The organism is Nonomuraea sp. NPDC049421, assembly GCF_040677005.1.
GTDB lineage: Bacteria > Actinomycetota > Actinomycetes > Streptosporangiales > Streptosporangiaceae > Nonomuraea > Nonomuraea salmonea.
In genome coordinates this window covers 60,717-73,096 of record NZ_JBFAQA010000031.1, presented here as the reverse complement: position 1 = coordinate 73,096, position 12,380 = coordinate 60,717, and the positions used below count along the sequence as shown (strand labels likewise).

Below are 12,380 nucleotides of genomic sequence, written 5' to 3'. Positions count from 1 at the left end.
AACCAGCAGGTCAGTAACGTTGCCAGAAATGTCCGACCCTAGGTGGTTTAACACTAAAAGATCTACCTTGTGGTGAGATCTTAGTATCCTGCGCCGGTCAGCAGCCCGCCGTCCACGGTGAACTCGCTCCCCGTGCAGTAGCTGGCCCGGTCCGAGGCCAGGAACGCCACCACGTGCGAGACCTCCACCGGCTTGGCGAACCGCTTGATGACCATGGACTTGACGAACGCCTCCGCGTCCACCTCGCCGACCAGCTCAGGGTCCATGACCATGGAGGTGTTGATCGCTCCAGGGTGCACCGAGTTCACCCTGATCTTGAACTTCGCCAGCTCCCGCGCCGCCGACTTCGTCACGCCGCGCACGCCGAACTTCGAGGCCGAGTACGCCGACAGCCCCTCCGCGCCGACGTACCCCTCGATGGAGGAGATGTTCACGATCGAGCCGCGCCCGGCGGCCTTCATGGGCTCGATGACCGACTTGATGCCGAGCCAGGTGCCCCTGAGGTTCACGCCGATCACCTGATCGAAGTCTTCGAGCGACATGTCGGCGATACGCCGAAATTTCAGAATCCCGGCGTTGTTCACCAGCACGTCCAGCCGCCCGTACGCCTCCAAGGCCGCCCCCACGGCCGCCTCCCACTCCTCAGGACGGGTCACGTCGTGCCGCACGTACACCGCGCCCGTCTCCGCCGCCAGCGCCTTGCCCTCCTCCTCCAGCACGTCCCCGAACACCACCCGCGCGCCCTCGGCCAGGAACAGCCGCACATGGGCCGCGCCCATGCCCCGCGCACCGCCGGTGATCAGCGCGACCTTGCCGTCAAGCAGCCCCATGGCGTCCTCCTGCCGCGACGGCCACGGCGGCCGCCTCCATCGTGCGGTAGACGGGGATCCCGGCCGCCGCCGCGATCCGCCCGACCTCGTCCGTCACGCCCGGAGGCGCGCACTCGGCGTTCCTGATGACGAGCGTGATCCTGGTGTGCGGGTGCGCGGCCTGGGCCCCCGCCAGGGCCTGCGCGTAGGCGTACAGGGGTTCGGCGGCGTCCCCGTACGTGAAGAAGGCCGTGACGTTCACGTGCGCCACCACGTCCCGGTACGGCCCCGCGAGCGCGTCGATCACGTCGGCCACGAGACCGGGCCTGCCCATCGGACCCACAGGCACTTCGAGCGGGTTGCCCGCCGTCACCACCCCGAGTCCGCGCAGCGCGGCCAGGCGGTCGGCGGGCAGCGGTTCGAGGCGGACGCCGGCCCGGTCGAACGCGTCCGCGGCGAGCACGCTCGCGCCCCCGCTCGGCCCGACCACCAGGGTCCTGTCGCCCTCGACCGCGCGACCGCCGTGCGCCTGGAAGAACGCCAGCACCCCGATCAGGTCCTCCTGGGACGTCACCAGCGTCACGCCCGCCTGCTCGGCCACCGCCGCCCAGATCCGCTCGTCGCTCACCAGGCCGCCGGTGTGGGAGGCGGCGGCCTGCCTGCCCTGCCCGGTACGTCCGCCGACCAGCAGCACCACGGGCAGGTCCGCGTCGCGCAGCGCCTCGTACAGCTCGCGGCCGTTCCTCGGGTCCTCCAGGTACAGCCCCGCCGCCCGCGTCTCGGGGTCCTCGGCGAGCCAGCGCAGCAGCTCGGCCGGGGTGACGTCGGCGGCGTTCCCGGCCGTGACGACCCGGCTGAACGCCAGCCCGCGCCGCTCCCCGACCTTGATCACCTCGCCGGCCAGGCCGCCGCTCTGCGAGATGAGCGCGACGGAGCCCGCCGGGCCCGTGCCGCCGCCGACGAACGTCTGACCGCCTCGGGGGCAGTACACGCCCATGCAGTTCGGCCCGAGCAGCCGGGCGCCGGCCGCGCGCGCCGCCGCCACCAGCTCGGCCTCCAGCTCAGGCCGTCCCGCCTCGCCGAACCCGCCGCTCATCACCTGCACGAACGGGACTCCCGCCGCCTGCCGCACGACCTCGGCACAACGCTCGGCGGGCACCGCCACCAGCGCGTAGTCCACGTCGGCGCGGTCGAGCGACGGCACGGCCGGCACTCCCGCGACCTCCTCCGCGCTCGGATGCACCGCGACCAGCGGGACGCCCGTCCCCCGGTAGAACCCGAGGAACATGTTCCCGAAGTTCGGCCTGCCCGTGGACGCCCCCACCACGGCCACGGCCCTGGGCTCGAAGAGCGGCAGGAAGTCGGTCGTGGGGGCTGCCGGGATCGGCGGGGCGGGGGACACGGGGAGGTAGCGGGCATCGACGGCCACCACGCCTGACGGGCCTGCTATGACCGGGTTCAACTCGAACTCGCCCAGGTCCAGCCGCTCCCACAATCCGCCGGGCCCGCCCACCGCCATGAGGAGCTTGACGACGGCGTCCTCGTCCACGGGCGGGGCGCCGCGCCAGCCGCGGAGCACGGCGGCGCCGCGCAGGGAGGCGGGCATGCGGTGGGCGTCCTCCTCGGAGATCGGGCAGAGCCGTACGGCGGTGTCGCGCAGCGCCTCCGTCCACACCCCGCCGAGCCCGGCGAGCAGCACGGGCCCGAACGCGGGGTCGCGCACCAGCCCGACGATCAGCTCGACCCCGGCGGGGACCTGCTCCTCGACCAGGAAACCGGCAGGCCGCAGCCGTTCGCGCAGCCGGCGGGCCGCAGGGGCCAGGCCGGCGTGGCGCAGGCCCAGCACCACCGCCCCCGCCTCGGTCTTGTGCGTCAGCCCGGGACCGAACGCCTTCAGCACCAGCGGCTCGGCCAGCTCCCCGGCCGCCGAGAAGTCGTCGCCGGTCACCACGACCCCGCGCGGCACCGGCACCCCGGCCTCCCGGATCAGCGCCTTGACCTCGTGCTCGTCCACGCTCTACCCGCGCAGCCCGGGCAGCTCGCGGATCTTCCTGCGCAGCAGCTTGCCCGGCCCGCCGGAGGCGTCCTGGGTGTGGGGCAGCTCGCCGGTCACCACGATGCGGTCGGGCCGCTGATGCGCGGGCAGCGCGTCGGCCAGGGCCGGCGCCAGCTTGGACGGGTCCAGCGTGTGCCCGGCGCGCGGCACCACGGCCAGCAGCACCTCCTGCTCGGCGGCCCCCTCAGGGGTCCCCACCGCGCCCGCCTCGGCCACGCCGTCCAGCGCGCAGGCGGCGTCCTCGATGACGGTCGGCTGCGTCCAGACGCCACCCTTGAGTATGGAGTCCTCGCGCCGCCCCAGCACCCGCAGCACGCCGTCGGGGGAGAGCGTGCCGAGGTCACCGCCGACGTACCACTCGCCGCGCAGCACCTCCGCCGTGCGGTCGGGCAGCCCGTCGTAGCCGGCCATCCGGTGCGGCCCGGCCAGGTTGATCTCGCCGACCTCGTCGATCACCCGGTGGCCCTGGGGGCCGGTGACGCGCACGGCGTTCCCGGTACGGGCCCGGCCGGACGAGCCGAGCGGCGTGGAGCCGTCGTCCACCCGCCCCATGCACGTGTATGGCGCCTCGGTCTGCCCGTAATAGGAGTAGATGCCCGCCTGCGGCAGCCTGGCCTTGATGCGGTCGAGCATGGACGCCGTCAGCGGCTCACCGCCCAGCATGATCACCCGGATCGACGACAGGTCCACCTCCTCGTGCGCGGGCGAGGCCAGCAGGGCCGCGTAGAACGACGGGATCTGCGACACGTGCGTGACGCGCTCGCGCGGGACCACGCGCAGGAAGTTCTCCGGCCCCCAGTCCTGCTCCAGCACCAGACGCATGCCCGCGTACAGGGCCGGGCCGACGATGGCCGGGAAGCCGATGCCCCAGATGATCGCCCCGGTGCCGAACACCGCGTCGGGGCCGCGCGGCACGTCCAGCCAGATCTGGGCGGTGGCCAGCGACGAGGCGTGGGTGTGCACGACCGCCTTGGGCAGGCCGGTGGTGCCCGAGGTGTAGTAGAGCGCGAGCGGGTCGTCGTAGGACCCGCCGAGCGGCGGCTCCGCGTCGGACGCCTCCGGCAGCTCCCGTACGTCGATCCAGGTCGTCACCCGCGGCAGCTCCGGCCTGATGGCCTCGACCACGGGGGCCACGGTGGCGTCGTGCACGAAGGCCGTGCACCCCGAGGCGGCCACCACGTCGCGCAGCGTCTCGACCGGCCAGTACGGGTTCAGCGCCGCCGTCACCGCCCCGATCTTCGCCTGCGCCAGATAGACCTCGGCCACCTGCAACGTCTCGTTGAGCAGCGCCGCCACCCGCGTGCCCGGGGTGACCCCGGCGGCGATGAGGGCGTTGGCGCGGCGGTTGACGTTCCTGTTGAGCTGGTCGTAGGTGAAGCTGCGCTCCCCGCAGTACGTCAGCGCCACCTGGTCGGGCGTGCGCATCGCGCTCGCGGTCAGGATCGCGTGCCCGTAGTTGCCGTACGGCGATCGTGCCGGTCGTGCCATGGGGGGTGCCTCCATCTCAGAGGGGCGAATAAAGCACGAAGACGTTGCCCGAGGGGTCGCGCAGCACGGCCCGCCTCTCGTGCGGCCCTGCCTCGGGCTCCCGCACCACCTCGGCGCCGCGCGCGACCAGCTCACCCACCTCGCGATCGACGTCCGCCACCTTGTACGACACCGCGACCGACCCGGCGACGTGCTCCTCCGGCCCCGCCAGCGCCACGGTCACCCCGCCGCCGTCGAGCGCGGCGAACTTGTCGCCGTCGCGGAACTTCACCGGCAGGCCGTAGAACGCGATCGCCGCGTCGAGGTCGGCGACGGGGATCAGCACGTTGCCCAGCTTCACGCGGGCCTCCAGTGGGGCAGGTCGTCGTGGAAGGTCACGCGTACGGGGAGGCCGATGCGCACCTGCCCGGGCTCGCAGCCGATCACGTGCCCGAACGCGCGCACGCCCTCCGGCAGGTCGACCCAGGCCATCACGTACGGCTCGCGGCCCTGGTAGGCGGGGGAGAAGGAGCGGTGCACGACCGTGTAGGTGTGCACGACGCCGTCGCCCGAGACGGGGTCGAACACCAGTTGCCGGCCGCCGCACCAGGGGCAGACCGGCTCGGGGAGGTGGATGCGGCGGTCGCAGGCCGTACAGCGCTGGATGACCAGCTCGCCGCGCGCGCAGGCGGCCCGGTAGGCAGAGGTGTCACCGCTCATCGTGCCTGCCAAGCTAGCGCACGCTTGGTTGCCCGGCAAGGCCCGATCAGCGGTACCGCTCAGCCCCCGCCCTGGCATCGGCCGGCGACTCGAAACCAGGCTCCGGCGCGTTGCGGAAGAGGGTCGGCGTGGCGAGGCCGGCCTCCGGATCGGCGGGCGAGCGGGCCTCGGGGCCGACCGTGGGTGGGTCGGCTGAGGAGCGGGCCTTTGGGCCGTTGGAGGGTGGGGCGGCAGGTGGGGCCGAGGGGCTGGGTGGCGGCTCCGTGGTGGGCGGGGGCGGGCGGGTGGCTGTGGGGGTGGGTGGCGCGGGGCAGTCGGGGCCGGTCAGCGCGACCTCGCTGACCTGCGGCCCGTTCCCCGCCGCCGGCTCGGTCATCACGAGGATCCCGACGTGCGCCTGCTCCCCGCACGGCACCCGTCCAGGGTCGTGGGTGACGGCGCTGGTGTAGGAGGTGCGGCCGCGCAGGGTGCGGCTCTCCTGCCGGACGGTCCGCGCCGCCCCGCCGTCGCCGTCCCTCCTCGTGTACGCGATCCGCAGCCGCACCGCCCCCCTGCCGCCCGCCGAGACCCCGATCGTCCCTGCCGTGCCGTTCCACCGCAGGATCGTGGCCGCCCGCACGGAGGCCATGGGCGCGGACGTGCCGGGTTGCCCGCTGCGGGTGGGACGGGAGGAGGGAGGGGCGGCGGTCCGGGCGGCGGACGGGGCCGGAGAGGCGGCCGTCCGCCGGGGCGCGGGGCTCGACCGGGTGGGCGTGGGGCTCGTGGTGGCAGGAGCCGGCTCGTCGCGGACCTCGGGCGGCGGCAGCAGGATCGTCCCCGGGCCGGGTGGCACCCCGCCGCCGGACACCAGGATCGCGACCACCGCCGCGACCACCGCGCCGCCCGCGATCCAGAGCTGGGGCGGCAGCCTGGGCAGCCGGGACCGCAGGCCGTTCGAGGGAGCGGGGGAGGTGCGCGCCAGCGGGAAACGTAACGCCAGCAGGGTGGCCAGCTCCGCCAGGTGCCGCCGTCCGCGTTTCTCCCAGTCGGGGCCGTACCCGGCGGCGGCGTCCTCCTCCAGCTCGGCCGCGAACTGCCGGGCGGAGGCGTACCTGACGGCCGGGTCCTTGGCCATCCCGCGCCTGAGCAGGTCGCGCAGCGTGTCGGGGGCGACCTCCACCGGCACCGGCTCCACGAGGTGCCTGTCGCGCAGCGCGGGCACGTCCTGCTCGCCGTCGCCGTTCTCCGCCCGGTACGGCGGCCGCCCCCTGACCGCCTCGAACAGCACGCACGCGGCCGCGTACACGTCGGCCGGCGGCCCGTCGCGCCCCTGCGTCCATAACTCGGGCGCCATGTACGGCGGGCTGCCGGCGGGCACCCCGGGCTCCTCGGCGTGCACCACGACGCCGAAGTCGGTCAGCTTGGTCGTGCCGTCGGCCTGGACCAGGATGTTGCCCGGCGTGACGTCCCGGTGCGCCACCCCGCGCTCGTGGACGGCGGCGAGGGCCAGCAGCGTGCTCTTGACCACGGCCAGCGCCGCCTCGGGGGTGATCCTGCCGTGCTCGGCCAGCAGCGTGCGCAGGGACACGCCGTCCACCAGCTCCATGACGAGGGCGGCCCTGGTGGCGGTCTCGACGTACTCGTACAGGCGCACCACGTCGGGGGAGTCGATCTCGACGAGGCGGTGGGTGTCCGACCGGAAGCGGTCCATGAACGCGGTGTCCCTGCGCAGGGTGGCGTTCAGGTACTTGATGGCCACGTACGCGCCGGTCTCTTGATAGGTGGCGAGGAACACGCGGCCGGTGCGGCCGGCGCCGAGCTGCCGTACTTCGCGGTACCCAGGGACCAAGTCCTACCCCCATCAGACGGCCGTCTTCGATTTGACGGTCTCACCCGGGGTTCGGGTTGTCACGACCGGAGATATTTCGCCCCGCGTTAATCAGAGATGGAGGGATGTGCCGGTGTTATGCTGAGCGGCGTACCAAGCAAGCGCTCGGCTAACAACAGGTGGAGGTCGCCGGTGGAGCGCGTGGCGGTGCTGGTGATGGAGATGCAGCGGGGCGTCGTCGGCGATCTCACGAAATTTCCGGACCTGGTGGCGGCATGCGACCGGCACGACGTGATCGCCAACGCCGCCCGCCTGCTCCAGACGGCCCGCCGGGCCGGCTTGCCGGTGATCCACTGCACCGCCGCGTTCCGCCCCGACCGGGCCGGCTCCCACACCGGCAACTGCCCGTTCATCGTCTCCCTGCTCAAGGACCCGGCCCACATGCTGGACGGCGCCCCCGCCACCGAGGTGCTGCCCGAGCTGCTCGACCCCGGCGACCTGGAGAGCCGCCGCCACCACGGCTTCTCCCCGTTCACCGGGACCTCCCTGGACATGACGCTGCGCTCGCTGGGCGTCTCCGAGGTGGTCGCGGTCGGCGTCTCGCTCAACCTGGGCATCCCCGGGCTGGCGCTGGAGGCGGTCAACCTGGGCTACCGGGTGCGCGTGGTGACCGACGCGGTCGCGGGCGTCCCGGAGGAGTACGCGCGGGCGGTGCTAAAGCACACGATCAGCCTGCTGGCCACCCGGACGACGACCGCCGACCTGGTCGAGGCGTGGACGTGATGGAGGGGCTGCGGCTGGACGGGCGGGTCGCGGTCGTCACCGGCGGGGCGGGGGCGATCGGCGCGGCCATCGGCGCCGACCTGGCCGCGCTCGGCGCCCGCGTGGTGCTGGCCGACGTGGACCTGCCGGGGGCGTCGAAGGCGGCCGCCGGGCTGCCGGACGCGCGGGCGCTCCGCGTGGACCTGGCCGTGCCCGAGTCGGTCTCCGCGTTCGCGGCGGCGGTGGGGGAGGTGCACGTCCTCGTGCACAACGCCGGGGTGTCGATCGTGCGGCCGTTCACCGAGAGCGACCCCGCCGACTGGGAGCTCATGTGGCGGGTCAACCTGCGCGGCCCGATGCTGCTGACCAGGCTGCTGCTGCCGGGCATGACGGCGGGGGGATGGGGGCGGCTGGTGTTCGTCTCCTCCGACGGCGCGCGGGCCGGCTCGGGCGGCGAGGGCGCGTACGCGGCCACCAAGGCCGGGCTGTTCGGCCTGGCCAAGACGCTGGCCAGGGAGGCCGCCAGGGCGAACGTCACCTCCAACGTGGTCTGCCCGGGCCCCACCGACACCCCCATGCTGCGCCGGGTGGCGGAGGCGGAGCCCGGCCTGGTCGACAAGATCGCCCGCGGCATCCCGCTGCGCCGCCTCGGCACCCCCGCCGACGTCGCCGGGCTGGTCGCCTACCTGTGCACGGAACGCGCCGCGTACATCACCGGGCAGATCCTGTCGGTGAGCGGCGGCGTGACCATGCACTGACCCCGCCATGCGCCTACACCGCGTCGTAGACGGCCTGCACCAGCCGCATCCCGCGCAGGTTGCCGGTCAGGGCGTCGGCCATCCTGTTCATCACGTAGCCGATCGCGAGGCCGCGCTCGGGGTCGCCGAGCCCGATCGCGCCGCCCATCCCGGAGTGGCCGAACGCGGTCTTCGACGGCATCAGGAACGTCAGCGACGGCCGCATGAACCCGAGTCCGAACGACGTGTTCAGCAGCAGCACCTTGTCGGGGCCGTGCACGCGGGGGCGCAGCGCGTCCCGCAGCGTCTCGGGGCGCAGCAGGTCACCGGCGATCAGCCCCCGGTAGAACCCGGCCAGGCCCCGCGCGGTCGTGACGAGCCCCGCCGCCGGCCAGCCCGCGCGCAGGATCACCGGATGGTTCGCGCCGCCCTTGAGCCGGTGCATGGCGGGGTTGCCGAGCGCCCTGTTCATCAGGCTCGCGGGGTCGAGCGCGGCCCGCTGCACCTCGGCCAGCACGTCCTGCGTCCGTTTCCCGGTCTCGACGATCTGCATCCCGGTCCTGGGCCCGGGCTGTGCGGCAGGCCCGGTCTGCGCGGGCCGCTCAGTGGGCTGCTCAGTGGGCTGCTCGGCGGGGTCGCGGCGGGGGCGTTCGCCGGCCTTGAGCCGCGCCGTACGCTCGATCACCGCATCGGGCGCGCCCACCCACAGCTCCAGGTCCAGCGGCCCCGCGATCTCGGCCGCCACCAGCTCGCCCACGGACTCACCCGTCACCCGCCCGACCACCTCGCCGAGCAGGAACCCGTACGTCAGCGCGTGATACCCGTGCGCCGTCCCCGGCTCCCACAGCGGCCGCTGCCCGGCCAGCCGCGCCGCGATCGCCGGCTGGTCCTCGAACTCCTCCACCGGCACCTCCTCCTCCACCACCGGCAGCCCGGCCTGGTGGCTGAGCAGGTGCTCGACCGTCACGGACCCCTTGCCCTCGGCGGCGAACCCGGGCCACACGTCCGCGACCGGCGCGGCCAGGTCGAGGCGGCCCTGCTCGGCCAGCCGCAGCAGCACGGCCGCGGTGACCGCCTTGGTGCAGGAGTAGGCGAAGACGGGGGTGTCGCGCTCCCAGGGACGCCCGGTGTGCCGGTCGGCGACGCCGTCCCACAGGTCCACCACCGGCTCGCCGTTCAGATAGACGGCGAAGGCCGCGCCCAGCTCCTCGCCGTCGGCGAAGTGCCGCTCGAACACCTCGCGTACGCGGGCGAAGCGCGGGTCGCAGTACATCGGACCTCCAGCGGGGAAAGGGAGTGCTTACGTGATCCACGAGCCTAACAATTGGGGACGATTCGGCCCAGACGATCAGCGCGGCACCCTGAATCTGCTCACCCCGTCCGTGGTGCTCGACGCCCTGCGCAGCGCCACCACCGGCGAGGTGCTGAACCTGGCCCTGCCCATCAGGGGCGCCACCTCGTCGCCCGCGCCCGGCACCGTCCCGCACCTGCCGGGCCGCCCGCTGCCGCAGCACTTCATGAGCGTGGACGGCGGCGACTACGCGGCCGGCGCCCGCCCCGTCGGCCCCGGCCTGCGGGTGGCCGACGACGCCCTGCTCGTCAGCCACCACGGCACGACCACCCACATGGACGCGCTGTGCCACATGTGGTCGGGCGACGAGCTCTACAACGGCCACCCGGCCGCCCGCGTCCGCTCGTACGGCGCCACGAGGTGCGGCATCGAGCACGCGGGCGGCGTGGTGGCGAGGGGCGTGCTCTTCGACGTGCCCGGTCACCTCGGGCTGGGCCACCTGCCCGCCGGGCACCGCGTCTCGGCCGCCGAACTGGCCGCCATCGCCACGCCGCGCCCCGGTGACGTGGCGGTGGTGCGTACGGGGTGGCCGCTGGTGTGGGAGCGGTCGCGCGAGGAGTACTGGTCGGGACAGCCAGGTTTGTCCGCCGAGGCGGGCCGCTGGCTGGCCGGGCACGACGTGGCCGCCGTGGCCTGCGACAACGCCGCCGTCGGCGGGCTCGACGGGCGCGGCATGTCGCAGGAGCCCGTCGAGGACGACCTGCACCTGCTGCTCCTGCACCGGCACGGCATCCACCTGATCGAGATGGTGTGGCTGGAGGAGCTGGCGGCGAGGGGACGTACGGACTTCGTGTTCGTCGCGGCGCCGCTGCGGATCGAGGGCGGCACCGGCAGCCCGCTCAGCCCGCTGGCGATCCTGTGACCCAGGTGACGGGCAGGCTCGCGACGCCGTACACGGCCGCGTCGGTGCGCAGCGGCACCTCGGTGGCGGGCACGGCCAGCCGCAGATCGGGGAACCTCGCGAACAGCGCCCGGTAGCCGATCCGCATCTCGATCCTGGCGAGCTGCTGGCCCAGGCACTGGTGCACCCCGTGCCCGAACGCCAGATGCCGCCGCGCCTGCGCCCGGTCGAGCCGCAGCGCCTCCGGGTCCTCGAACATCGCAGGATCCCGGTTGATCGCCGGCAGCGACAGCGCGACCGTCTCGCCCTTCCGCACGGTCACGCCGGCCACCTCGACGTCCTCCAGCGCCGCGCGCGCCGGGGCGCCGAGGTGCACCACCGAGAGCCAGCGCAGCAGCTCCTCCTCGGCGCCCTCCTCGTAGGCCAGGCCCTCGTGCAGCAGCGCGAACACGCCGAGGGCGATCATGTTCGCGGTGGTCTCGTGTCCGGCGACGAGCAGGATCAGCGCCACGTTCGTCAGCTCCTCGTCGGTCAGCTCCCCGGTCAGCTCGCTGAGCAGGTCGTCGCCCGGCTCCTTGCGCTTGCGGCCGACCAGGTCGGCGAGGTAGGCGGCCAGGTCGGCCATCGCGCCCTGCGCGTCCCTGTCCGGCAGCGCTATGCGGGTGCTGCGGTCCTGGAAGAAGTCGTGGTCGGCGTACGGCACCCCGAGCAGCTCGCAGATGACCAGCGACGGGATCGGCAGCGCGTACGCCGGCACCAGGTCGGCCGGCGGCCCCGCGGCGGCCATCGCGTCCAGATGGTCGGCGGCGATGCGCTCGATGCGCGGCTCCAGCAGCCGCATCCTGCGCACGGTGAACCGGCCGGTGAGCAGGCGGCGGTAACGGGTGTGCGCAGGCGGGTCCATCGCCACGAAGAAGCCCGGGGGCGGCGTGGCTCCCGGGGGCATGGTGGCTCTCACAGCGGCGCGCCGCAGGTCCTGGCGGGCGCTGAAGCGCGGGTCGGCCAGCACCGTCCTGGCCGCCTCATGCGTGGTGGCCAGCCAGCCCAGGTGGCCGTCCGCCAGCTCCAGCCTGGTCATCGGGGGCAGGCCGCGCAGCCCGGCGGGCGGGTCGAAGGGGTGCTGCGGGTCTCGTTCGAGGGGAAGTCGCATATTTTGAGAGTACGCTCTCATTTGATAGTTCGCTATCAATTGGACGCGGGATGCCGAGATCGTCGAGAATGCGGAGTCATGACCGACCGACCGGGGCTGCGCGAGCGGAAGAAGGCCAGGACGCGGGCGCTCATCCAGAAGGAGGCGCTGCGGCTGTTCCGCGAGCAGGGCTACGCGGCGACCACCGTCGAGCAGGTCGCCGCGGCGGCCGAGGTGGCGACCAGCACGGTCTTCCGCTACTTCGCCACCAAGGAGGAGCTGGTGATGGTCGACCAGTTCCCGCCGTTCATGGAGGCGCTGCGCGGGGTGCCGCCGGAGGCCGGGCCGGTGGCCGCCGTACGGCTGGCGATGCGGGCCGTCCTGGAGGGGCAGACGGCCGAGGAGCGCATCGACGGCCTCGAACGCGAGCGGCTCATGCTCACCGTGCCCGAGCTGTGGGCGGCCACCCTCGGCAACGTCACCGGCGTGCTCAAGAAGCTGCGCGACGCGCTCGCGGAACGCGAGGGCCGCCCCGCCGACGACCCCGAGCTGCGCGACGTCACGGGCGCGATCGTCGGGGTCATCATGGGCGTCTGGCTGGAGTGGGTCAACGACCCCTCCATGGACGCGACCACCGAACTCGACCGCGCCCTCTCCCACCTCGAAGCCGGCCTCCCGCTACCCCGGCCCGCCGGGTGAAC

The 12,380-nt window shown here is 73.8% G+C and carries 12 protein-coding genes; 4 read left to right on the top strand and 8 right to left on the bottom strand.

The window, feature by feature from the left end; genetic code table 11:
* Positions 1–80: 80 nt before the first annotated feature.
* From AB0K18_RS39535 to AB0K18_RS39510, 6 genes are read right to left on the bottom strand one after another with little or no spacing between them, the layout of a single operon-like run.
* The gene (locus tag AB0K18_RS39535; RefSeq protein WP_364925526.1) at positions 81–830 is read right to left on the bottom strand and encodes a glucose 1-dehydrogenase; all 750 of its coding nucleotides are present in this window, start codon (positions 828–830) and stop codon (positions 81–83) included.
* Positions 817–2,823 carry an acetate--CoA ligase family protein gene (locus AB0K18_RS39530; protein WP_364925524.1) on the bottom strand — a complete coding sequence of 669 codons (2,007 nt, stop codon included), beginning with the start codon at positions 2,821–2,823 and terminating at the stop codon, positions 817–819. The genes AB0K18_RS39535 and AB0K18_RS39530 overlap by 14 nt, the downstream gene beginning before the upstream one ends.
* A gap of 3 nt (positions 2,824–2,826) precedes the next feature.
* Complete coding sequence (locus AB0K18_RS39525) at positions 2,827–4,353, bottom strand: class I adenylate-forming enzyme family protein (RefSeq protein ID WP_364925522.1); 1,527 nt, start codon at positions 4,351–4,353, stop codon at positions 2,827–2,829.
* Between the two features lie 16 nt (positions 4,354–4,369).
* On the bottom strand, positions 4,370–4,693 hold the full coding sequence (locus tag AB0K18_RS39520) for a VOC family protein (RefSeq protein ID WP_364925519.1): 324 nt from the start codon (positions 4,691–4,693) through the stop codon (positions 4,370–4,372).
* Complete coding sequence (locus AB0K18_RS39515; RefSeq protein ID WP_364925516.1) at positions 4,690–5,052, bottom strand: OB-fold domain-containing protein; 363 nt, start codon at positions 5,050–5,052, stop codon at positions 4,690–4,692. Before AB0K18_RS39515 ends, AB0K18_RS39520 begins: the two co-directional genes overlap by 4 nt.
* A gap of 46 nt (positions 5,053–5,098) precedes the next feature.
* Positions 5,099–6,880 (bottom strand): serine/threonine-protein kinase, encoded by a 1,782-nt coding sequence (locus AB0K18_RS39510; RefSeq protein ID WP_364925513.1) that lies wholly within the window; start codon positions 6,878–6,880, stop codon positions 5,099–5,101.
* Between the two features lie 171 nt (positions 6,881–7,051).
* Between AB0K18_RS39510 and AB0K18_RS39505 the strand changes: the two genes are divergently transcribed.
* Together AB0K18_RS39505 and AB0K18_RS39500 are read left to right on the top strand one after the other, a co-directional pair.
* Positions 7,052–7,642, top strand: coding sequence for an isochorismatase family cysteine hydrolase (locus AB0K18_RS39505; protein WP_364925510.1), 591 nt, complete (start codon positions 7,052–7,054; stop codon positions 7,640–7,642).
* Complete coding sequence (locus AB0K18_RS39500; RefSeq protein WP_364380598.1) at positions 7,642–8,379, top strand: SDR family NAD(P)-dependent oxidoreductase; 738 nt, start codon at positions 7,642–7,644, stop codon at positions 8,377–8,379. Before AB0K18_RS39505 ends, AB0K18_RS39500 begins: the two co-directional genes overlap by 1 nt.
* Before the next feature lie 13 nt (positions 8,380–8,392).
* Here AB0K18_RS39500 and AB0K18_RS39495 read toward each other — a convergent pair whose 3' ends face one another.
* Complete coding sequence (locus tag AB0K18_RS39495; RefSeq protein ID WP_364925507.1) at positions 8,393–9,631, bottom strand: serine hydrolase domain-containing protein; 1,239 nt, start codon at positions 9,629–9,631, stop codon at positions 8,393–8,395.
* 31 nt (positions 9,632–9,662) lie between these two features.
* Here AB0K18_RS39495 and AB0K18_RS39490 point away from each other — a divergent pair, with 31 nt between their 5' ends.
* Positions 9,663–10,571: a cyclase family protein gene (locus tag AB0K18_RS39490; protein WP_364925504.1), complete on the top strand. Its 909-nt coding sequence runs from the start codon at positions 9,663–9,665 to the stop codon at positions 10,569–10,571.
* Here the strand turns inward: AB0K18_RS39490 and AB0K18_RS39485 are convergent.
* Positions 10,549–11,700, bottom strand: a complete 1,152-nt coding sequence (locus AB0K18_RS39485) for a cytochrome P450 (protein WP_364925501.1) — start codon at positions 11,698–11,700, stop codon at positions 10,549–10,551. The two genes, AB0K18_RS39490 and AB0K18_RS39485, sit on opposite strands and share 23 nt — an antisense overlap.
* A gap of 78 nt (positions 11,701–11,778) precedes the next feature.
* On the opposite strand from AB0K18_RS39485, the gene AB0K18_RS39480 reads away from it, so the two are divergent.
* Positions 11,779–12,378: a TetR family transcriptional regulator gene (locus AB0K18_RS39480; RefSeq protein WP_345398397.1), complete on the top strand. Its 600-nt coding sequence runs from the start codon at positions 11,779–11,781 to the stop codon at positions 12,376–12,378.
* Positions 12,379–12,380: the final 2 nt, after the last annotated feature.